Origin of the sequence: Pseudomonas yamanorum, assembly GCF_900105735.1 — a bacterium.
Lineage (GTDB): Bacteria > Pseudomonadota > Gammaproteobacteria > Pseudomonadales > Pseudomonadaceae > Aquipseudomonas > Aquipseudomonas yamanorum.
Genome location: NZ_LT629793.1, coordinates 1,996,375 through 2,016,733, shown reverse-complemented (window position 1 = coordinate 2,016,733; position 20,359 = coordinate 1,996,375). Strand labels below are relative to the sequence as shown.

Genomic DNA, 20,359 nt, shown 5'->3' with positions numbered 1-20,359 from the left:
TGTGGGAGCGAGCTTGCTCGCGAAAGCGGTGTGTCAGCTAAAAAGTTGTGACTGATCCACCGCATTCGCGAGCAAGCCCGCTCCCACATTTTTGATTCGGCTTACCTTCAGGATTTCGGCGGATTGACCTTCTGCACCAGCTCATAAGCACGCACCGTCGCCGGGCGTTGCTTGATGTGGTTGAACCAGCGTTCTACATGTGGGAAGTCTTCCAGCTTCTGGCTCTGCCACTTGTGGGAAACGATCCACGGGTAGATCGCCATGTCGGCAATGCTGTACTCATCGCCGGCCACGAACGTGCGGTCGGCCAGGCGCCGGTCCAGCACGCCATACAGGCGGGCGGTCTCGTCCACATAGCGTTTGATCGCGTAGGGAATCTTTTCCGGGGCGAACTGGCTGAAGTGGTGATTCTGCCCGGCCATCGGGCCCAGGCCGCCCATCTGCCAGAACAACCACTGCAATGCTTCCTGACGACCGCGCAGATCCTGGGGAATGAACTTGCCGGTTTTTTCCGCGAGGTACAGCAGGATCGCGCCGGATTCGAACAGGGAAATCGGCGCGCCGCCGTCGGTCGGGTTCTGATCGACGATGGCCGGGATGCGGTTATTGGGGGCAATTTTCAGGAAGTCAGGCTTGAACTGCTCGCCCTGACCAATGTTGATCGGGTGCACCTCGTAAGGCAGACCGGCTTCTTCCAGGAACAACGACACTTTGTGACCGTTGGGGGTGGTCCAGTAATACAGGTCGATCATGAAGCTCTCCAAGGGTGGTAATGCTTGAGCGAATGCCTGTAGGTATAGGTGATGTTAGGGTGACGAAAATTCAATGAAACATTTGGGTCTATCGATATGGAAATTCGTGCGGGCGCAGCGTTGATTCTGATTGACCAGCAAAAAGGCATTCATCATCCCAGGCTGGGGCGGCGCAATAATCCGCACGCCGAGGCGCGCATGCTGGCGTTACTGGGGCATTGGCGGCACGAAGGTTGGCCGGTGATTCATGTGCAGCATTTGTCCCACTCGCCGGAGTCGGTGTTCTGGCCTGAGCAGTCGGGGGTGGAGTTTCAGGACGCCTTTATTCCGCAGACGGGTGAGCAGTTGGTTCAGAAGCGGGTGCCGGATGCGTTTTGTGGGACAGGTCTGGAGGCGAGTTTGCGTGAGGCGGGGATTCGGCAAGTGGTGCTGGTGGGCGTGGCCACCCATAACTCGGTGGAGGCCACGGCCCGCAGCGCCGGCAACCTGGGCTTTGAGACCTGGGTTATCGAAGATGCCTGCTACACCTTCGACAAGCCGGACTTTTTTGGGCAGATGCACTCGGCGGAGGCGGTACATGCCATGTCGTTGGGCAACCTCCACGGCGAATACGCCACCGTCATCTCTTCAGAAACCCTCCTCCCGTAGGGGGGTCAGGTTACGGCGCCGTCCACCAACACCTGCAACGTCTGTTGCGAACACCGTTCGATACGGACCTGCACGCCATAGACTTCGGCAAACAGCGCCGCATCCAGCACTTCGTCCGCTGGGCCACAGGCATGTAACCGGCCTTGTCGCAGCACCGCGATATGGTCGGCATAACGCGCGGCGAGGTTGATGTCGTGCAGCACCACCACGGCGATCAGGTTGTGTTCCCGTACCAGGCCGCGCACGCAGTCCATGACTTTTAACTGGTAGTTCAAATCCAGCGCACTGGTGGGCTCATCCAGCAGCATCACCTGTGGCCGGCGCGCAATCAGTTGCGCCAGGCTGACCAGTTGCCGCTGACCGCCGGATAACGTGCTCAATAGCTGATCCGCCAGGTGAGCGATGCCAATCCTTTGCAACGCATCAAAGGCCTGGCGCATGCATGCGTCGCTTGAAAGCGGAATGCCATCGACATTCGCCACCCGCAACGCGGCGATCACGCTTTCCATCACGCTCAGGCTCAACCCCGGCGGAAGGTTTTGCGGCATATAGGTCACGCGTCGGGCACGTTCACCGACGGACATTTTCGTCAGGTCCAGGTCACCCAATCTGACAACGCCCTGCATCTTTTCCAGCCCCGCCACCGCCCGCAGCAACGTTGACTTGCCCGCACCGTTTGGCCCGATCAACGCGGTCAGGCTGCCGTGGGCCAAGGTTGGCAAGCTCAGGTCATGCACAATCTGGCGTCGTCCATAACTGACGTGGGCGTTCTGAATCGACAATCCCTTACTCATAACTGCCTCCCGCGCTTGAACACCAGCAACACGAAAATCGGCACGCCCACCAGTGCGGTGACGATGCCCACCGGCACGATCACCCCGGGCATGATCAACTTGCTGGCGATGGAGGACAGCGACAACAGCAAAGCGCCGACAAGCGCGCTGGCCGGCAGCAGGAAGCGCTGATCTTCACCCACCAGAATCCGCGCGATATGCGGACCTACCAGCCCGATAAATCCGATGGTTCCTACAAACGCCACAGCGGTGGCCGACAGCAGGCTGATGCGCAGCAACGAGAAAAACCGCAGGCGTTTCACGTCGACCCCGAAGCTTTGCGCGCGGTCTTCGCCCATGCGCAACAAGGTCAGGCGTGGCGCGGCAGCAAAGGAAAAGGGCATGACCACCGCGACCACAAACGCGAGGATGCCGAGCTTGTCCCAGTTGGCCCGGGTCACGCTGCCCAGGGTCCAGAACACCAGTTGTTGCAGCACGTCCTCGGTGGCCACCAGTTGCAACAGGGCGACCACCGCGTTGCAAATGAACACCAGGGCAATCCCGAACAGCACCAGGCTTTCCACCCCGGCACCCCGCAGGCGTGACATGGCTTGCAGCAAAAAGACCGAGGCGGCGGCAAACACAAATGCCGAAATGGAAATCGCCGTATTGGCCGACACCCACAGCGTTGTCACCGGAAACACAATCACCAGGGACGCGCCCAACGCCGCCGCCGAGGAAACCCCCAGGGTGAACGGACTGGCCAACGGGTTGTTCAAGATCGCCTGCATCTCGGCGCCCGCCAGCGACAGCGCACAACCGACCAACACCGCCATCAAGGCGTAGGGCAGGCGCACGTTCCAGATAATCACCTGGTCGGTGGCGCTCAGGTGGGCCGGGTGCAGCAAGCCATCCAGCAGGGCGCCAAGGCCCATGCCCGACGGGCCGCTGGCCAGGTCCACGAGGATCGCGCACATCAGCGCGCCACCCAGCAGGGCGAGCAGCCAGCAGCGACGGGCCAGCAGGTGGCGGTAGCCTTCGCTGGCGGTGGCGAGGTCGAGGGTTTGAGTGGTCATTGGATTCGCAGCCTTGAAAACGACGAAAATCCCTGTCGGTACTCGGTCAGTGTGGGAGCTGGCTTGCCTGCGATGGCGATGGTGAATCCAACACCGCTATCGCAGGCAAGCCAGCTCCCACAGGAACCGTGTCCAGGCAGGGAATGGGTTGTGAGCCTTAGTTACTTGGCCCTGCCATCAATCCAGTAGGCACCCTGCAATGGCATGCCGAGGAACTGCTGGTTCATCGCTTCCATGGTCGCCTTCGGATCCAGCTTCGCGAACAACTCCGGATGCACCCACTTGGCCAGCGCTTCAATCGCCAGCAGGTTGTACGGCGAGTTGTAGAAGTCATGCCACAAGCCGTGGGAATTACCCTCACGAATTGCCCGAAGGTTCACAAACTCCGGCCGGGCCAGCACGGCGTCAAACGCGCCACGCGCATCTTCTTCGCTCACGCCAGCACCCAGAATCAACCCAGGCTTGTGATTGCCGGTGGCCACATACACATCCGGATCAGCCTTCAGCGCGTACTCGACACTGATGTCCCCCAGCGCCCCCGGCACCACGTCGGCGGCGATGTTACGGCCGCCCACCAGCTTGATTACTTCACCCATGCCGCTCTTGCCGGTGGTGTGGCCCGGTGCCTGCCAGGCGCCGGCCAGCAATTCCAGGAACACGCTCGGACGCGGGCCGGCCGGCAAGGTGGCGACGGCGTCGGTGATCACCTTGATGTGCTGGTCATAAAAGTCGAGGAACGCCTTGGCCTGGGTTTCCCGGCCAAGGGCCTGGCCCAGGGCGGTCATGCTGGCGTGGGTGCCTTGCACCGGGTTGATGCGGAAGTCGACGAACAACACCGCGATGCCCGCCTTGGCCAACACGTCCGCCACCGGGCTGTGTTCGGTCGGACCGTGGCCGGAAATGCTGAATACCGCGAGGTCCGGTTTCAGCGAGAGGATTTCCTCGGCGCTGACGCTTTGCTCCGACGCCTGACCAATTAGCGGAATGTCTTTTACCGTCGGAAATTTCGCCACGTAGGCGTTATAGGTGTGGGCGTCCAGCAGCTTCAAATCATTCTGCCAGCCGACAATCCGTTGGAACGGCGCGTCTTTGTCCAGCAACGCAAAGGCCGAAATCAAGCGGCCTTCGCCGAGCACCACGCGCTGCACGTGGTCCGGCACGTCGACCTTGCGGTCCAGTACGTCGGTGACTTCATGGGCAGCGGCGGTTTCGGCGTGGCCAAGGACCAGCACGGCAAACAGCGCGCCCAGCTTGAGGAAGTTGCGGGGTTTCAGCATGGCGAGAACTCCAGGTGAAGGCGGCGCATCAGACATCGCTCCAGCGCCGCAAAAGGTTGTGATAGGCGCCGCTCAGTTGCAGCAGCGCGTGGTCGTCGGCGTGTTGCGCGGTGAGGCGTTGAATCGCCACGTCCATGTCCAGCAGCAGTTGGCGCAGGCTGTCTTCGCGCACCAGGCTTTCGATCCAGAAGAAACTGGCGATGCGCTCGCCGCGGGTGACCGGGTTGATCTTGTGCAAACTGCTGCCGGGATAAATCAGCAAATGCCCGGCGGGCAGCTTCACCGCGTGCTCGCCGAAGGTGTCGCGGATCACCAGTTCGCCGCCGTCGTAGCTGGCCGGGTCGGCCAGGAACAAGGTGGCGGAGATGTCGGTGCGCACCCGTTCGCGCACGCCCTTGAGGCCGCGAATCGCATTGTCGATATGCCAGTCGAAGGCTTCGCCGCCGCTGTAGCGGTTGAAAAGTGGCGGATAGATTTTCTTCGGCAGGGCGGCGGACATGAACAGCGCGTTGTCCGACAGCCGCGACAGAATCTGCTCACCCAGGCGAATCGCTACCGGGTCGTCTTCCGACATCTGCCGGTTGTTTTTCGCCATGGCCGAGCGCTGCCCGGCGGTGACCTTGCCGTCGACCCACGGTTGATCGAGCAGGGTGGCGATGGCCACCTCGACTTCTTCGGCATTCAGTAGGGCCGGGATTTCGATCAGCACGGCTTAAAACTCATAGTCGACACTGGCGGTGAGCGTGCGCCCGGCGCCCGGGACGCCGTAGAGCTGGAAGCCGTCCAGGGACGCGCCAATCTGGCTGTAGTAGAACTTGTTGAACACGTTGTTGAGGTTGAGGTTGACCGTGGTTTGCCTGGTCACTTTGTATTGCGCAGCCACGTTGTTGAGCCAGTAGCCGGGGGCCTTTTCGTGGTCGCGGGTGTAGATCGCGTACACGCCGGACGGGCCGGTGGCGTAGCTGCTGTTGTTGTTCAGGCCGCCGACGTATTTGTTGTCGCTGTAGCGGCGGCGCCCTACGTATTGCGCGCCGTAGCTCAGGCTCAGGTCGTCGGTGACGGCGTAGGTGGTCCACAGGTTGGCGGTCAGGTCGGGAACGTTCTTGGCTTCCTCGCCTTTGTTGGCACCTTTGGTTTGGGTGCTTTTCAGCGCGGAGAACCCGCTGTACACCGTCCAGCGCGGGTTGATATTGCCTTGCAGGCCCAGTTCCACACCGTCTACGCGCTTGGCGGGGAGGGCGCGTACCGGGGCGCTTTCGCCGTCCTGGTATTCCCAGGAGTTGTCCAGTTCGGTGCGGAAGATCGCGGCGGTGATGTTCAGCAGGTCGTGGGCAATGTCCCACTTGGTGCCGATTTCGTAGGTTTTCGACTTGGCCGGGGTGTAGTTGCTGGTGCTGGCTGCGCCGTAGATCTGGTTGTTGGTCGACGCGCCCAGGGCTGACGGTTGTGCCGCTTCGCTATAGGACACGTAGATGCTGCCATTAGGCAACGGCTTGTACACCGCGCCGACCCGGCCGCTCACGGCACCGTCGGTGCTGTCGATGGACGCTTGGCCACGCTGGGTGGTTTTGGCCTGCCAGTTGTCGTAGCGCAGGGAGCCGAGCACTTGCCACTGTTCATTCAGGGTGATGGTGTCACCCAGGTAGATGCCGGCGTTGTCGATCACCGAGCGTGGCTGGCCTTCACCCTTGGTCACTTCGGTGCTGGCAAAGCTGTGGTTCGGGTCGTTCATGTCGAAGAACAGATCGCCGGCCGGCACTTCGGCGTTGCGTTTCAGGCCGCCGTAGGTCTCGTGATAGAACTCGAGCCCGCTGACCACCGCGTGTTCCAGCCCGCCGGTATTGAGCTTGAAGGCGAAGTCGGTCTGGTTGTCGAGGATGGTGTAGCGCGTCGACTGGCCGAAGTCGCTCCCTCGCAAAATACCGTAGGCGGTGTTACCGCTGTTGGCGTATCCCGGGTAGGCATTTACCGTGCTGCCGGGCACTTGGCTGATTGGTCCTACACCGGTATAGCCCAAGGTCGCACAGCGCGTGCCGGTGCAGGTTTTCTGGCCATTGGCGTTGGCAGCGAAGAAGCGCGCGGGCGAGAGCACCGCGAAGTTGTCGGTGCGCTCCCACTTGGTCTGGTTCTTCAGGGTCGCTTCGTTCCAGTCGAAATCATGCTCGAAGCGGGTGGTCAGCGAGGTGGTTTTGGTCTGCTGGGTGTACAGGTGCGAATCGCCGTACCAGTTCGAACGCTTCACGCCGGGCATGCGGTCGCCGTCGGTGCCGCGCTGGATCGGCACACCGCCGTCCGGCGTGTTGTCGTCCTTCTGGTAGAAGGTGTCGATAAACAGGCGCGTGTCGGTGCCCAGGCCGAAGCCGAGGGAGGTCGCAATGCCCCAGCGGTCGTAGTCCACGTCGTCACGCTCGGCCACCTGGTTGTAGTGTTTCATCAGGTTGATGCGCAGGGCGGTGGTGTCATTCAGTTGTTTGTTGAAATCGCCGGTGAGGCGGCGGTAGCTGTCGGTGCCGATGCCGGCCGAGAGTTTGTTGGCATCCCCCAGGTGTGCCTCTTTACTCACCAGGTTGACGCTGCCGCCTACCGCGGAAACGCCGGATTCGATCGAGCCGGTGCCCTTGAACACTTCTGCCTGTTGCAGGTTGAAGGTGTCGGTGCGGGTCGATTGGCCGGCATCGCGCACACCGTCGACGGTCAGGCTCTGCTCCGAGGAAAACCCGCGAATCGAAAACAGGTCGCCCCAACCCAGGTTGCCTTCGCCGGACATGAAGGTGATGCCCGGCACGTTGCGCAACACTTCCTGCAAGGTCTGCGCGTTTTGCTCCTTGAGCACTTGCTGCGGGACGATGGTTACGCTTTGCGGGGCGTCCAGCAGCGGCTGGCTGATTTTTGCCGAGGTCACCCGGTCGACTTTAAAGGCGGAAGTGGCTTCACCGTCGATCTTGATTTCCGGCAGGCTCAGCACCGAATCATTCGACGCCGCCACCGGCGCATCGGCCCAGGCGGTGGGAGAAACGCTGCCGGCGGCAAGCAGGCCGAACATCGGCGCAAGGGTAGATTGCAGCGACAGGGCGCGAGGGGTAGGCAATGGCATTCGGAGTGACCTAGGCTAAATTACAATTAATCTCATTTAGATTAGGTAGTCTAAAGACCGATACCGGCCGCCACGCCGTGGCTTTGTAATGGGGATGCGCGATTACCGCTTCCCACAACATTCCATTACATTTGCGCGTACTCCTGGCTGAAGTTTCGGCTATCTCCTGCCTTTTGAGTTTCGGACGAATTGCCCCATGGCCAAGCAAGACCACCTGCTGATCGTTGATGACGACCCGCAAATCCGCCAATTGCTGTGCGACTACCTGAGTGACGCCGGCTTCCAGGTGTCCACCGCCGGTGACGGCAAGGAAATGCGCCGCCGCCTGGCGCTGAATGTCATTGACCTGATCGTCCTGGACCTGATGTTGCCCGGCGAAGACGGCCTGAGTTTGTGCCGCGAATTGCGCGTCAGCTCCAACACGCCGGTGATCATGCTCACCGCCAAGGGCACGCTGATCGACCGGATCGTCGGCCTGGAAATCGGCGCCGACGATTACCTGCCCAAGCCGTTCGACCCGCGGGAGCTGCTGGTGCGGATCAAGGTGGTGCTGCGTCGGGTGCAGAGTTTTCCGGACCGGGCGCGGCTCGATGAAGCACCGAGCATCAGCTTTGCCGGCTGGCAGCTGGACACCCGGGCCCGGCAATTGCTTTCGCCGGAAGGCGTGGTGGTGAGCCTCGGCAACTCCGATTACCGGGTGTTGCGCCTGTTGTTGCAGCATCCCAACCGGCCGCTGAGCCGCGACTTTTTGCTCAACCACGTGTTCGACAAAGACAGCACGCCGTTCGACCGCTCGATCGACGTGTGCGTCAGCCGTCTGCGCTCGCAGTTGCCCGCTGGTTTGATCAAGACCGTGCGCAACGAGGGCTATATGCTCACCGCCGACGACGTGGCGCTGCAATCGTGAAACTGCTGCCGCGTTCGCTGTTTGGCCGGCTGGTGCTGATCCTGGTCAGTGGCATGCTCGCGGCCCAGGCCCTGACCAGCAGCATCTGGTACGACATGCGCCACGGCCAGGTCCTGGAAATCCCCAGCCGGCTGATCGCCACACGGCTGGCGGACGTGGTGCGGCTGGTGCACAGCGATCCGGCGCAGGCTGATGGGCTGATCAAGCTGCTCGATACACCGGGCTTTCGCCTGACCCTGAGTGACCAGGCCAGTGAGGTGACAAGCCGCATCAGCGACAGCGACCAAGCCACCGAGCGCTTGCTGAATAAAGTGCTGTCGGAGAAAACCGGCTACACCCAGAACCTGCATCTGTTGAGTCTCAAGTTGCTGGATGCCGAGGGCCAGCATGCCGGGTTGTCGACCCTGCTCAGCTCCAAGCCTGTGGTGGGGCAATTCCTGATTGACCTGCGTTTGCCGGACGGGCGCTGGCTGCAGGTGCAGGCCACCGAGGAACAAGGCTGGACCAGTACTTCGCCGATGGACTTGCTGTTCGATTACGTGATGCGTATTTATCTGTTGCGGGTGTTGGTGCTGGTGATTATTGCCTTGGTGGCGGTGCGCCTGGCCATTCGCCCGCTCAATGCCCTGGCCAAGGCTGCCGAGGCGTTGGGCCGGGATATCCAACGGCCACCGTTGGCCCTCGATGGGCCTACCGAAGTACGCCGCGCTGCTCAGGCGTTCAATGCCATGCAACAGCGGCTGATCGCCAATATCGCCGAACGTACGCGCTTCCTTGCGGCGATTTCCCACGACCTGCGTTCACCCATCACACGCCTGAGGTTGCGTACGGAAATGCTCGACGACAACCGCACCAAGGAGCGGTTTCGCAGCGACCTCGAAGAAATGGAGCACATGGTTTCCAGCACCCTGGATTTTGTCAGCAGCGGCGAAATCAACGAGAAGCGCCAGAACATCGACATCAACGCCTTGCTGCAAAGCTTGCAGGCCGATCTTCAGGATGTGGGTGAGACGGTCACGATAGAAGGGCGGGCCAAACAGCCGCTGCCTGGATATGCCCGAAGCCTTAAGCGTTGTGTGCAAAACCTTCTGGAGAACGCAGTGCGTTATGGCCGCGAAGTCGTGGTCCGGGTTGAAGACAAGGCAGATAGCTTGAAGATTGTCATCAGCGACCGTGGGCCGGGGATTCCCCAGGAACAGCTGGAACAGGTGATGGAGCCGTTTTACCGGGTGGAAGGTTCACGCAATGTGGAAACCGGCGGGTACGGGCTTGGGTTAAGCATCGCGCATACGATTGCCAGTGCCCATGACGGGCGGTTGAGCTTGAGCAATCGGGAAGGAGGGGGATTGGAGGTGGTGTTGCAGTTTCAACGCAAATCCCCAAGTTGAAATACGGTCAAAATGTGGGAGCTGGCTTGCCTGCGATAGCGGTGTTTCAGTCACATCAATGTTGTCTGAAAGATTGCTATCGCAGGCAAGCCAGCTCCCACAATGACCAGTGCTCAGGGCATCAAGCCCCGTGGCACTTCTTGAATTTCTTCTCGCTGCCGCACGGGCAAGGGTCGTTACGACCCACATCCTTCAAGGCGTTGCGCACCGGCTCCTGGTGAGCGTGGCCGCAGTTCGGGCCGTGGACATGGCCGTGGTCGTGATCATGGTGATCGTGATCGTGGTTGCAGTCAGGACCATGGACATGGGGTTGCTGAGTCATCGATGTCGCTCCGGAATAGAATCGCCGGGGATTATCTCGCCATTGCGCATCACCTGCACGTCGTTCCCGATAAATAAACCGGTTTTCAACTCGCCTTCAAGGCGATAGGGCACGGGCTCGCGCGGATTTTTCAGCATGTCGACCACATCGCGGATTTGTGGCCACAGGTTGGTGCGCACCGATACCCGGAAGAAAGCGTGGCTGTGGGGCGGTACGGTCAGCCATTCGTTGGACTCACCTTCGGTCAGCAGCAGGGGACCCAGGCTGACCTTGTACACCAGGCCGCGTACGGTCAGATCGTTGTCGTCGCGGTTATCCACACGGAAATACAGCTTGAACTTCTGCTCCAGCAATTTGACCCGCACTGGGTCGACCTTGACCAGCCGCACCTCGGGGGCGGGCGCGTCGTCGGCGAACCACGATGCACAGCCAGAGAGCCCTAGCGTCAATGCCAGTAGAAGGCTGTATGTCCTGAATACCCGCGCCTTAGAAACCATGCCATTACCCCCTTTGAAGAGTCAGCATAGCAAGCGCGAGCCTGCCGGGTATCAATGAATGTCAGAGGTAGCCCGAACAGCACTTCTTGAATTTCTGCCCGCTGCCACACACGCAGGCGTCATTGCGCCCAGCCTTCACGTCCACTGTCGGGTCGATAAAGTACCAGTGCTCATTGGTCTGTACGAAAGATGAGCGCTCCCGGTGGCTGTGTTCGCCAGTGCTGTCGTGCCAGCGTGCGGTAAAGGTCACGAAGGCGTGTTCCGGCTGGCCGCCGAACACCTCGGAGCTTTCCACTGAAAGGCCCAGCCAGGTGCTTTGGGCGCTCCAGGCGCCGATGGCATCTGTGTCCAACCCGGCTTGTTGCGCGGGCAGGGTGGTCGCCACCAGGTAGTCCACCAGGCCCAGCACATAGGCGCTGTAGCGCGAGCGCATCAACGCTTCGGCGCAGGGTGCCGGGTGGCCGGCGTGATAATGGCCGCAGCAGGCATCCAGCAGGTTGCCACTGCCGCAGGGGCAAATGGATGTACTCATCGGGTTACCACCAATACTTTCCAAAGTTTTGCGGGTTGGCCCAGAAGCGGGCGTTCAGCCAATCCGGCACCTGTTTATAGTCAAGCAGATCATAGGTAAACAGCGTCAAAACCTGATCGTCGCGCTGGAAGCGTTCGCTGGCTTGCAGGGCCAGGGAGAAGAAGTCGGTGTCTTTCCAGTGGCAGGCGACAAGGTCCACCAACACTGCAATGCGGCTGGCATTGAGGTTGCGAATGCCCCCCAGCAAGGTCAGGCCCGCAGGTTTTGACAGGTGTTCCAGGCAGTCGACCACCAGCGCCAGGTCAAAACGCTGGGCCGCGAGGTCGGCGGGCAAGGGGCCGGGCTCGGCGAAGGACACCACGGTATCCGGGTGCGCTTCCTTAAAGGCATCCAGCGCCGGGAACTGGCTGGCGCCCAATAACAGCAGGCGTTTGGGCGCGTGAAGATCAAGCAGCGCGGCGAGCGCTTGCTGGGGTGTACGGGAAGAAATACCGGCAGTCATCGAAGATCCTCACATCAGGACCGTAGAGACTAGCCTGCCTGAGCGTGCGGGCCTAGAGCGGACGGTGAGAATAAACCGCTCGGCCCAATGAATACTGGGGTGTGACACGCTGGCGCAGATGAAAAGAGCCGTCTTTACTCCACCCGTCGGCCCCCGCCGATCCCCTCAGGAGAAAGTCAGATGAGCATCATGCGGACAGCTCTACCCTTGGTTCTGCTAACCGGAGTATTGACAGGTTGCGCAGGCTTGCAAAAAACCGACTGGCCCACCTGCGCCGCGGTCGGCGGCGTGACCGGCGCGGCCATTGGTGCAACCCAAAGCTCTTCCTATGCAGGCTACGGCGCGTTGCTGATCGGCGGCATGGCAGGCGCCTATTGCTGGGTGCATGGCGATGGTGATGAAGACGGCGACGGCGTACCGGACAGCCGCGACAAGTGCCCTGGCACGCCAAAAGGCGTGCAGGTCGACGCCAATGGCTGCCCTCCGGTGCCGGTAGCGGTGGTTCAAGAGGAAGTGGTGGTGGTCAAGGAAGAAACCATCGTGATTCGTGACGTGCACTTCGAGTTCGACTCCGCGAAGCTCACGGCTGCCGACAAAACCAAGCTCGACGTCATTGCCACCCGCCTGAAAAAAGAGGCCCCGAGTGCGCAACTACGCGTCAGCGGGCATACCGACAGTGTCGGTAAAGATGCCTACAACCAGAAACTCTCTGAACGACGCGCTCATTCGGTGACCGACTACCTGGTCAGTTCCGGCATCCCGCGCAGCAGTTTCGTCTCCGTGACCGGCGCCGGTGAAAGCCATCCGGTGGCGGATAACAAAACCGCTGACGGTCGTGCGCTAAACCGCCGTGTGGAAATCCAGATCAACCGCTGACCCCGCCTCAAGGCCCCTGTGGAATCCACAGGGCCCCTTCATCAATTTTTTAATCCTTCACTGGCACAACGCCTGTAGAAGTCGTTACTGTGCGCCCAAAGAATAATGTGCAAGGGGAGCGTGCGGGATGAAGGTGTTTTGGGGGCTGGGGAAGTGTTTGACGTTGCTGTTTTGGGCCGTGGTGGTGGTCAATCTGTTCACACCGCTGATCAACCCTTTCCACCTGTTGGTCAATCTGGCCGGCAGCCTATTGTTGTTGACCCATATTCTAGAGCTGCTGTTGTTCAACGGCAGTGTGAAATCCCGTGCCCATCCCTGGCGTGACCGCTTGCAGATCCTGCTGGTGGGTATGTTCCATGTGCAGAGCTTTTCGACGCCGACACCGACTAATGATGTAAACAAGGAGGCCAATCATGCGTAAGGTTTTTCTGTTGGCCCTGTTGGTCAGCCCCATTGCCCTGGCCCAGAGTGTCAGCGTCGAGACCAACTCGTTGATGCGCCTGCCCAACAGCAGTGGCGTGTTGCAACTGGAGCGACTGGACGTGGCGGATTACGGCACCTTGCTGATCCCCGCCAATATCACCCAGGTGACGGTGGATGAACTGCACCTGGGCCGCGACGCGCGCATCGCCATCGTGCCCGGCAGCACCCCCCTGCAACTGCAGGTGCGCCAGGCGCAGCTGGAACATGGCAGCCAGATCACCTCACGGGGTGCTCCCGGTACCCATGAACGTCCGGCCAAGGCGGGGCGTGACTTGGTCTTGCGGATTAACTCGCTGACGGCCGATGAATTGTCGGTGGATGCCCGCGGTGGTGCGGGTGCCCAGGGTTATGCCGGGCTGGACGGTGCCAACGGCGAAGACCCGGGTTGCACCTGGGGTTCGGCCGGGCGCGGTTCCAATGGCGATAACGGCGGCGACGGACTGCCGGGCGCGGCGGGCGCGCAGGTCCGTGTGGAGTTGCCGCAGGACTTTCCGGGCGAGAAGATCAAAGTCTGGGTAGACGGCGGTGCCGGTGGTTTGGCGGGCACGGCGGGCAAGCCAGGTAAAGGCGGGCAGTCCAAGGGGTGCCTGGTGTACCGCGCGGATGGCGGCGAAAAGGGCCGGGCCGGGTTGGAAGGGCAGCCGGGGCCAGCAGGGCCTGCGGGTGCTGTGACTGTTCAAAGGCTCTGAGGCGACTGGCCTGACGCTTTCGCGAGCAAGCCCGCTCCCACATTTGAAATGCATTCCAAATGTGGGAGCGGGCTTGCTCGCGAAAGCGGTCTACTAGGCTCCTCAGAACATTGGCCGTGCCGAAGCGATCGCCACCAGCACCAACCCCACCATCAAATTAATCCCCACCAATTTACGAATCTGCCCCAACGCCGCCGCCCCGGCCGGCCAATCCTCAGCCGCCACCGCCGTGCGCAGCTCCGGCAACTTCAGCGCCTGAATCCGGATAAACAGCGCCGTCATCACCACATACAACCCCATCATGACCTGCACATAACGCGGCGCGGTCTCAAACCCGTTGAAGCGCAGTTGCAGCAGGCCGACACCGCTGATCGGCAAGACCAGCACCGCGACCCACACCCACACGAAAAAACGTTGAAACACATTTACCCAGAGTTTCAGCCGGGCAGGCCCGTCCAGCGCAGCCATGGCGGCGGGGCGCAGGATCATCCAGGCGAAAAACATACCGCCGACCCAGATCAGGGCAGCCAGTACATGCAGCGTGTAAGCGAAGCTAAAGACGGTCATTGGGGTACTCCGTTCTGCGCGGGATTAATTAGCGGGGTATGATAGCGGCCGATCCGAACCACTGAAAATTTATCCAGCGTTTTTTGCGCCCGACTATCCATGATCAGCACTGAACTCAAAACCACGATCCAGGGCGCCTACTCGCGTTTTCTCGAAGCCAAGAGCTTGAAACCGCGGTACGGCCAGCGCCTGATGATCGCCGAAGTTGCCAAGGTCCTCGGGGATATCGACACCGACGACGAAGGTCGGCGCAGTGGCGACCCCGCCGTGGTGGCCGTCGAGGCCGGCACCGGTACCGGTAAAACCGTGGCCTACAGCCTGGCGGCGATCCCCACCGCCAAGGCCGCCGGCAAGCGCCTGGTGATTGCCACCGCTACCGTCGCCCTGCAGGAGCAGATTGTCTACAAAGACCTGCCCGACCTGATGCGTAACAGCGGCCTGAACTTTACGTTCGCCCTGGCCAAGGGCCGTGGGCGCTATATGTGCCTGTCCAAGCTCGACGTGCTGTTGCAGGAAGGCCACGCGCAAACCGCTACTGCCTCGCTGTTCGAAGAAGAAGGCTTCAAGATCGAAGTCGATGAGGTCAGTCAGAAGCTGTTTACCAGCATGATCGAGAAACTCGCCGGCAATAAATGGGACGGCGACCGCGACAGCTGGCCCAATGCCCTGGAAGACGCCGACTGGGCGCGCCTGACCACCGACCACAGCCAGTGCACCAACCGTCATTGCCCCAACTTCGGCCAGTGCGCCTTCTACAAGGCCAGGGAAGGCATGGGCAAGGTCGACGTTATTGTCACCAACCATGACATGGTCCTTGCGGACCTGGCCCTGGGCGGCGGTGCCGTGCTGCCAGATCCGCGTGACACGCTCTACGTGTTCGACGAAGGCCATCACCTGCCCGACAAGGCCATCGGCCACTTCGCCCACTACACGCGCCTGCGCTCCACCGCCGATTGGCTGGAAACCACCGCCAAGAACCTTACCAAGTTGCTCGCCCAGCACCCGCTGCCCGGCGACCTGGGCAAGTTGATCGAGCAGGTTCCGGAGCTGGCGCGGGAGATCAAGACCCAGCAGCAATTCATGTTCAGCGCCTGTGAGCAGGTGGCAGACTTCAAGCCCGGCGAAGACGTGGAAGGCCGCGAACGGCCGCGCCATCGTTTCGTTGGCGGGCTGATCCCCGAGCACATGCGGGAAATGGGTGTCGAGCTGAAGAAGGGATTTTCACGCCTGACCGACTTGTTCACCCGCCTCACCGATCTGCTCAAGGAAGGCATGGACGGCGAGGTCAACATCGGTATCGCCAGCAACCAGGCCGAAGAATGGTACCCGCTGTTTGGCAGCCTGCTGTCCCGCTCCCAGGGCAACTGGGAGTTGTGGACCGCGTTTACCGTCGAAGACCCGGAAGACAACCCGCCCATGGCCCGTTGGCTGACTTTGTCGGAAAGCGGTGCGTTGTTTGATATCGAGGTCAACGCCAGCCCGATCCTGGCGGCGGAAATGCTCCGACGCAACCTGTGGAATGTGGCCTACGGTGCCTTGGTCACCTCGGCGACGCTGACGGCCCTGGGCACCTTCGACCGCTTCCGCATGCGCGCCGGGCTGCCGAAAAAGGCGGTCACCGCCGTGGTGCCAAGCCCGTTCCATCACGCCGACGCCGGTGTGCTGCGGGTGCCGGACCTCAAGGCCGACCCACGGGATGCGCCGGCCCACACGGCGGCGATCATTCGTGACCTGCCCTCGTTGGTAGAGGGGTCCCGGGGCACGCTGGTGTTGTTCTCGTCCCGCAAACAGATGCAGGACGTGTTCGACGGCCTCGACCGTGACTGGCGCAAGCAGGTGTTTATTCAGGGCAACCTGTCGAAACAGGAAACCCTGAACAAGCATAAGGCGCGGGTGGATGGCGGCGATTCCAGCGTCCTGTTCGGCCTCGCGAGTTTCGCTGAGGGTGTGGATTTGCCCGGCGCTTACTGCGAACACGTGGTGATCGCCAAGATCCCGTTCTCGGTACCGGATGATCCGGTGGAGGCCGCGTTGGCCGAATGGATCGAAGCCCGGGGCGGTAATCCGTTCATGGAGATCTCGGTGCCGGACGCCTCCTTGAAGCTGGTCCAGGCCTGCGGGCGCCTGCTGCGTACCGAAGAAGACCGCGGCACCATCACCTTGCTTGACCGGCGTCTGGTTACCCAGCGCTACGGGAAAGCTATCCTGAATGCTTTGCCGCCGTTTCGGCGGGAAATTTCTTAAGACCCCGTGGGCGAATTCGCCCACTTCGTGGTCTATCTCACCATTGCTTCACGTCATCAGGCCAGTCACCGGCCGTTTGGGAGAACCTTGTTCACATGATTCGCACGCTGCCCGCTGTTTTTGCCTTGTTGTTTGCCGCGCCATTGCTGGCTGCGCCTGCCGGGCAACAAACCCTGTTCAACTTTGTACGGCCCGCCGATGTGGTCAATGTAGCGACCCAGGACGCCAGCCTGCCGCAATACAACGCCGAACAAACCCCTGAAGGCGAAGTGCTGCGCCGTATTACCTTCAACCCGGCGGCCGAACCAAGCGTGGTGCTCAGCCCGCAGACCGGTGCCTGGGACTGGTCGCAATCCGGTGCGATGAGCCTGCGTATCCAAAGCGCGATGGACTGGGCGCTGACCCTGTACGTCAAGGTGCAGAGCAATGACGGTCGGACCCTGTTCAGCCGTATCGACCTGCCAGCCGGCCCGGCGCAAACGCTGTTGATTCCGTTGCAAGCCAACTCGCCGCTGAGCCAGGGCATGAAGGCCGGCCCGCCGATGCCGATCACCGTCGATGGCCAGCGCGTGTTGCTGGCCAGCAGCGAAGGGGAGATCGACCGCAACCAGATCGTGTCGGTGACCCTGTCGATGATCAAGCCCAATGTCGCCCAAAGCATCCTGCTGGAGCGCTTTGGCGTGCAGGATATCGAGCCGGTACTCAAGGCCACCTACAGCGACCTGGTGGATGCCTATGGGCAGTCCACCCGTGCCAAGTGGCCGGAGAAAGTCAGCAGTGACGATCAGTTGCGGGCCGCAGCGGTCAAGGAGCAGCAACAGCTCAAGGGCTGGCTGGCCGAGCGCGACAAGGCGTACCTGGACAAGTACGGCGGCTGGAACAAGGGCCCGGCCTTTGACGCCAGCGGCTTCTTCCGCACCGAGAAGCGCGACGGGCGCTGGTACCTGGTGACACCGGAAGGCCATCCGTTCTACTCCCTGGGCGTCAACACCGTCGCCCCGGACAACAGCCAGACCTACGTCGCAGGCCGCGAATGGATGTTTGCCGCGCTGCCCAAGGCCGGCGAGCCTTTCGACAAATACTATGGAAGCGGCGACAGCCGCAGCGGCAATGGCGCGGATCAGGGGCGCAGCTTCAATGTTGGCCGCTGGTACGACTTCTATGGCGCCAACCTGCAACGTACCTATGGCCAGCCGTGCGTGCCGCCGGCACCCTGTGCGCCTGAAGGTTTCGACCAGAAACGCTGGGTCAGCCACACCCTCGACCGCCTGCAAGCCTGGGGCTTCAACACCGTCGGCAACTGGAGTGCGCCGCAGCTGGCGACCGCCGACCGTGTGCCTTACACCTTGCCACTGTCGATCGTCGGCGATTACGCGAGCATCAGCACCGGTACCGATTGGTGGGGCGGCATGCCCGATCCGTTCGACCCGCGTTTCGCCATGGCCACCGAGCGTGCGGTGGCGATTGCCGCCCGTGACCACCGTGACGACCCGTGGCTGATCGGCTTCTTTGCCGACAACGAACTGGCCTGGGCCGGTCCCGGTGATGATGCTAAATCCCGCTACGCCTTGGCCTACGGCACCCTGCGCATGACCACCGACGTGCCGGCCAAGCGTGCGTTTCTCAAGCAATTGCGTGACAAGTACCGCAATCAGGACGGCCTGTCCAAGGCCTGGGGCATCGAACTGCCCGCTTGGGAGTTGATGGAAGACCCGGGCTTCGTGCCGCCTATGCCAAACCCCGAGCACCCGGAAATCGAAGCGGACTTCAAGTACTTCCAGAAAACCTTTGCCGATGCCTACTTCAAGACCATCTCCGATGCACTGAAATGGCACGCGCCGAACCAACTGTTGCTGGGTGGCCGTTACGCCGTCAGCACCCCGGAATCAGTGGCGTCCTGCGCGCAGTATTGCGATGTGCTGAGTTTCAACATGTACACCCTCAAGCCACAGGATGGTTACGACTTTGCGGCCCTGCGGGCTTTGGACAAGCCGGTGCTGATCACCGAGTTCAACTTCGGTTCGGCGGACCGTGGCCCGTTCTGGGGCGGCGTGACGCAGTTGGCCCGGGAAGAGGATCGCGGGACTGCCTACGCCAACTTCCTCAAGCAGGCTATGACCGAGCCATCGATTGTTGGCGTGCACTGGTTCCAGTATCTGGACCAGCCGGTCACCGGTCGTCTGCTGGACGGCGAAAACGGCCACTTCGGCCTGGTGGGCATCACCGATGTGCCGTTCCAGGGTTTTGTCGACAGCGTGCGTAAAAGTAACCTGGCGGCGGTCGACCAGTTGGGCAAGGAGGCCGAAAAGGCCAAGGCGGCCGCTGCGGTCCACATCGGCGAAGGCGGTAAACCGGGGCGTGACGGCAATGCTGCCGGGCCGGGCGCAGGGCATTCCGGTGGGCATTCCGGCAAGGGTCATTGATGGTGCCGGATCGACGAGTGCGGGTTCACAAATCACTCAATGGCTGGAACAATGTCGGCCACTTTTTGTAGTACTTTTCCGAGGGGGCTTAGGTGCAGATTCAGGGTCATTACGAGCTTCAATTCGAAGCGGTGCGTGAAGCCTTCGCCGCGCTGTTCGACGACCCTCAGGAGCGTGGCGCCGCGTTGTGCATTCAGATTGGCGGCGAAACCGTTGTCGACCTGTGGGCCGGTACCGCCGACAAGGACGGTGCCGAGGCCTGGCACAGCGACACCATCGCCAACCTGTTCTCCTGCACCAAGACCTTTACGGCCGTCACGGCGCTGCAACTGGTAGCAGAAGGCAAGCTGCAGCTTGATGCGCCGGTCGCCAAATACTGGCCGGAATTTGCTGCAGCCGGCAAAGAAGCCATCACCCTGCGCCATCTGCTCTGCCACCAGGCCGGGCTACCGGCCCTGCGTGAAACGCTGCCTGCCGAAGCGCTGTACGACTGGCAAATGATGGTCGACGCCCTCGCCGCCGAAGCGCCGTGGTGGAATCTCGGAGAAGGCCATGGCTATGCGGCGATTACCTACGGCTGGCTGGTGGGCGAGCTGCTGCGTCGCGCCGACGGTCGTGGGCCGGGTGAGTCCATCGTGGCCCGGGTTGCGCGGCCATTGGGCCTGGACTTTCATGTAGGCCTGGCAGACGAAGAATTTCATCGAGTTGCCCATATAGCTCGAGGCAAGGGCAATTTAGGCGATGAGGCGGCACAGCGTTTACTTCAAGTAACGATGCGCGAGCCGATGGCGATGACTACCCGTGCATTTACCAATCCGCCGTCTATTCTGACCAGCACTAATAAACCCGAATGGCGGCGCATGCAGCAGCCAGCGGCAAATGGTCACGGTAATGCACGAAGTCTGGCGGGTTTTTATAGTGGGCTGCTCGACGGTAGTTTGCTGGAAGCGGACATGCTTGAAGAGTTGACCCGTGAACACAGTATCGGCCCGGATAAAACCTTATTGACACAAACCCGGTTCGGGTTGGGTTGCATGTTGGATCAACCGCAAGTACCAAACGCCACGTTCGGCCTTGGCCCACGGGCCTTTGGGCATCCGGGGGCAGGGGGCTCGGTGGGGTTTGCTGATCCGGAACATGATGTAGCCTTTGGTTTTGTGACCAATACATTGGGGCCTTATGTACTTATGGACCCGCGGGCGCAAAAGTTGGTAAGAATATTGGCCGGTTGTCTGTAAATAGCTTGCTGTCTTGCGTTTTTTTGTTACAAAGGCACATACAAAAAGACGCTAGGCAAAATGTTGTAACT

Annotated in this window: 20 protein-coding genes; 9 read left to right on the top strand and 11 right to left on the bottom strand. The window is 61.2% G+C overall.

Translation table 11 applies throughout. The annotated features are described in order from the left end of the window. Positions 1-107: 107 nt before the first annotated feature. Positions 108-752: a glutathione binding-like protein gene (locus tag BLU46_RS09770; protein ID WP_017479389.1), complete on the bottom strand. Its 645-nt coding sequence runs from the start codon at positions 750-752 to the stop codon at positions 108-110. Between the two features lie 96 nt (positions 753-848). Between BLU46_RS09770 and BLU46_RS09765 the strand changes: the two genes are divergently transcribed. Further along, on the top strand, positions 849-1,400 hold the full coding sequence (locus BLU46_RS09765; RefSeq protein ID WP_093201062.1) for a cysteine hydrolase family protein: 552 nt from the start codon (positions 849-851) through the stop codon (positions 1,398-1,400). Between the two features lie 5 nt (positions 1,401-1,405). On the opposite strand, the gene BLU46_RS09760 is transcribed toward BLU46_RS09765, so the two are convergent. The 5 genes from BLU46_RS09760 to BLU46_RS09740 form a co-directional block, all read right to left on the bottom strand. Further along, the gene (locus tag BLU46_RS09760) at positions 1,406-2,194 is read right to left on the bottom strand and encodes an ABC transporter ATP-binding protein (protein WP_093201058.1); all 789 of its coding nucleotides are present in this window, start codon (positions 2,192-2,194) and stop codon (positions 1,406-1,408) included. Beyond that, entirely contained in the window at positions 2,191-3,249 is a 1,059-nt protein-coding gene (locus BLU46_RS09755) for a FecCD family ABC transporter permease (protein ID WP_093201053.1), read from the bottom strand. The genes BLU46_RS09760 and BLU46_RS09755 overlap by 4 nt, the downstream gene beginning before the upstream one ends. A 161-nt stretch (positions 3,250-3,410) precedes the next feature. Beyond that, positions 3,411-4,526: an ABC transporter substrate-binding protein gene (locus BLU46_RS09750; protein ID WP_093201049.1), complete on the bottom strand. Its 1,116-nt coding sequence runs from the start codon at positions 4,524-4,526 to the stop codon at positions 3,411-3,413. Positions 4,527-4,554: 28 nt separating this feature from the next. Next, positions 4,555-5,235 carry a Fe2+-dependent dioxygenase gene (locus tag BLU46_RS09745; protein ID WP_093201046.1) on the bottom strand — a complete coding sequence of 227 codons (681 nt, stop codon included), beginning with the start codon at positions 5,233-5,235 and terminating at the stop codon, positions 4,555-4,557. Between the two features lie 3 nt (positions 5,236-5,238). Beyond that, positions 5,239-7,620, bottom strand: a complete 2,382-nt coding sequence (locus BLU46_RS09740) for a TonB-dependent receptor (RefSeq protein ID WP_093201041.1) — start codon at positions 7,618-7,620, stop codon at positions 5,239-5,241. Between the two features lie 196 nt (positions 7,621-7,816). Here BLU46_RS09740 and BLU46_RS09735 point away from each other — a divergent pair, with 196 nt between their 5' ends. Then, positions 7,817-8,527 carry a response regulator gene (locus BLU46_RS09735; RefSeq protein ID WP_003213692.1) on the top strand — a complete coding sequence of 237 codons (711 nt, stop codon included), beginning with the start codon at positions 7,817-7,819 and terminating at the stop codon, positions 8,525-8,527. After that, positions 8,524-9,915, top strand: coding sequence for an ATP-binding protein (locus tag BLU46_RS09730; protein ID WP_093201036.1), 1,392 nt, complete (start codon positions 8,524-8,526; stop codon positions 9,913-9,915). The genes BLU46_RS09735 and BLU46_RS09730 overlap by 4 nt, the downstream gene beginning before the upstream one ends. A gap of 121 nt (positions 9,916-10,036) precedes the next feature. Here BLU46_RS09730 and BLU46_RS09725 read toward each other — a convergent pair whose 3' ends face one another. The 4 genes from BLU46_RS09725 to BLU46_RS09710 all read right to left on the bottom strand — a co-directional run bounded on the left by BLU46_RS09725 (position 10,037) and on the right by BLU46_RS09710 (position 11,768). Then, positions 10,037-10,237 (bottom strand): SEC-C metal-binding domain-containing protein, encoded by a 201-nt coding sequence (locus tag BLU46_RS09725; protein ID WP_003189235.1) that lies wholly within the window; start codon positions 10,235-10,237, stop codon positions 10,037-10,039. Beyond that, entirely contained in the window at positions 10,234-10,734 is a 501-nt protein-coding gene (locus BLU46_RS09720) for an LEA type 2 family protein (RefSeq protein ID WP_026078214.1), read from the bottom strand. Before BLU46_RS09720 ends, BLU46_RS09725 begins: the two co-directional genes overlap by 4 nt. A 61-nt stretch (positions 10,735-10,795) precedes the next feature. Next, a complete protein-coding gene (locus BLU46_RS09715; RefSeq protein ID WP_063032848.1) occupies positions 10,796-11,266 on the bottom strand; it encodes a YchJ family protein in 471 nt (156 codons plus the stop codon). Between the two features lie 4 nt (positions 11,267-11,270). Beyond that, positions 11,271-11,768, bottom strand: a complete 498-nt coding sequence (locus tag BLU46_RS09710) for a DUF6231 family protein (protein WP_093201032.1) — start codon at positions 11,766-11,768, stop codon at positions 11,271-11,273. Between the two features lie 180 nt (positions 11,769-11,948). Between BLU46_RS09710 and BLU46_RS09705 the strand changes: the two genes are divergently transcribed. The 3 genes from BLU46_RS09705 to BLU46_RS09695 all read left to right on the top strand — a co-directional run bounded on the left by BLU46_RS09705 (position 11,949) and on the right by BLU46_RS09695 (position 13,816). Then, a complete protein-coding gene (locus BLU46_RS09705) occupies positions 11,949-12,644 on the top strand; it encodes an OmpA family protein (RefSeq protein ID WP_008432103.1) in 696 nt (231 codons plus the stop codon). Between the two features lie 127 nt (positions 12,645-12,771). Beyond that, positions 12,772-13,065, top strand: coding sequence for a DUF1145 domain-containing protein (locus tag BLU46_RS09700; RefSeq protein ID WP_063032844.1), 294 nt, complete (start codon positions 12,772-12,774; stop codon positions 13,063-13,065). Continuing rightward, the gene (locus tag BLU46_RS09695) at positions 13,058-13,816 is read left to right on the top strand and encodes a hypothetical protein (protein WP_063032842.1); all 759 of its coding nucleotides are present in this window, start codon (positions 13,058-13,060) and stop codon (positions 13,814-13,816) included. The genes BLU46_RS09700 and BLU46_RS09695 overlap by 8 nt, the downstream gene beginning before the upstream one ends. Before the next feature lie 102 nt (positions 13,817-13,918). Here the strand turns inward: BLU46_RS09695 and BLU46_RS09690 are convergent, their stop codons facing one another. Further along, positions 13,919-14,383: a CopD family protein gene (locus tag BLU46_RS09690; RefSeq protein ID WP_063032839.1), complete on the bottom strand. Its 465-nt coding sequence runs from the start codon at positions 14,381-14,383 to the stop codon at positions 13,919-13,921. 99 nt (positions 14,384-14,482) lie between these two features. Between BLU46_RS09690 and dinG the strand changes: the two genes are divergently transcribed. The 3 genes from dinG to BLU46_RS09675 all read left to right on the top strand — a co-directional run bounded on the left by dinG (position 14,483) and on the right by BLU46_RS09675 (position 20,288). Continuing rightward, on the top strand, positions 14,483-16,627 hold the full coding sequence (gene dinG, locus BLU46_RS09685; RefSeq protein WP_008432096.1) for an ATP-dependent DNA helicase DinG: 2,145 nt from the start codon (positions 14,483-14,485) through the stop codon (positions 16,625-16,627). A gap of 95 nt (positions 16,628-16,722) precedes the next feature. Continuing rightward, positions 16,723-19,050, top strand: coding sequence for a beta-galactosidase (locus BLU46_RS09680; protein ID WP_093201028.1), 2,328 nt, complete (start codon positions 16,723-16,725; stop codon positions 19,048-19,050). A 92-nt stretch (positions 19,051-19,142) separates the two neighbouring features. After that, a complete protein-coding gene (locus tag BLU46_RS09675) occupies positions 19,143-20,288 on the top strand; it encodes a serine hydrolase domain-containing protein (protein ID WP_093201025.1) in 1,146 nt (381 codons plus the stop codon). Positions 20,289-20,359: the final 71 nt, after the last annotated feature.

What these genes read in the sequence shown, in the direction of transcription:
- BLU46_RS09770 (WP_017479389.1), bottom strand. Translation starts at nt 752, where the DNA reads ATGATCGACCTGTATTACTGGACCACCCCCAACGGTCACAAAGTGTCG.
- BLU46_RS09720 (WP_026078214.1), bottom strand. Translation starts at nt 10,734, where the DNA reads ATGGTTTCTAAGGCGCGGGTATTCAGGACATACAGCCTTCTACTGGCA.
- BLU46_RS09715 (WP_063032848.1), bottom strand. Translation starts at nt 11,266, where the DNA reads ATGAGTACATCCATTTGCCCCTGCGGCAGTGGCAACCTGCTGGATGCC.
- BLU46_RS09735 (WP_003213692.1), top strand. Translation starts at nt 7,817, where the DNA reads ATGGCCAAGCAAGACCACCTGCTGATCGTTGATGACGACCCGCAAATC.
- BLU46_RS09690 (WP_063032839.1), bottom strand. Translation starts at nt 14,383, where the DNA reads ATGACCGTCTTTAGCTTCGCTTACACGCTGCATGTACTGGCTGCCCTG.
- BLU46_RS09755 (WP_093201053.1), bottom strand. Translation starts at nt 3,249, where the DNA reads ATGACCACTCAAACCCTCGACCTCGCCACCGCCAGCGAAGGCTACCGC.
- dinG (WP_008432096.1), top strand. Translation starts at nt 14,483, where the DNA reads ATGATCAGCACTGAACTCAAAACCACGATCCAGGGCGCCTACTCGCGT.
- BLU46_RS09765 (WP_093201062.1), top strand. Translation starts at nt 849, where the DNA reads ATGGAAATTCGTGCGGGCGCAGCGTTGATTCTGATTGACCAGCAAAAA.
- BLU46_RS09710 (WP_093201032.1), bottom strand. Translation starts at nt 11,768, where the DNA reads ATGACTGCCGGTATTTCTTCCCGTACACCCCAGCAAGCGCTCGCCGCG.
- BLU46_RS09750 (WP_093201049.1), bottom strand. Translation starts at nt 4,526, where the DNA reads ATGCTGAAACCCCGCAACTTCCTCAAGCTGGGCGCGCTGTTTGCCGTG.
- BLU46_RS09725 (WP_003189235.1), bottom strand. Translation starts at nt 10,237, where the DNA reads ATGACTCAGCAACCCCATGTCCATGGTCCTGACTGCAACCACGATCAC.
- BLU46_RS09700 (WP_063032844.1), top strand. Translation starts at nt 12,772, where the DNA reads ATGAAGGTGTTTTGGGGGCTGGGGAAGTGTTTGACGTTGCTGTTTTGG.
- BLU46_RS09760 (WP_093201058.1), bottom strand. Translation starts at nt 2,194, where the DNA reads ATGAGTAAGGGATTGTCGATTCAGAACGCCCACGTCAGTTATGGACGA.
- BLU46_RS09680 (WP_093201028.1), top strand. Translation starts at nt 16,723, where the DNA reads ATGATTCGCACGCTGCCCGCTGTTTTTGCCTTGTTGTTTGCCGCGCCA.
- BLU46_RS09740 (WP_093201041.1), bottom strand. Translation starts at nt 7,620, where the DNA reads ATGCCATTGCCTACCCCTCGCGCCCTGTCGCTGCAATCTACCCTTGCG.
- BLU46_RS09705 (WP_008432103.1), top strand. Translation starts at nt 11,949, where the DNA reads ATGAGCATCATGCGGACAGCTCTACCCTTGGTTCTGCTAACCGGAGTA.
- BLU46_RS09695 (WP_063032842.1), top strand. Translation starts at nt 13,058, where the DNA reads ATGCGTAAGGTTTTTCTGTTGGCCCTGTTGGTCAGCCCCATTGCCCTG.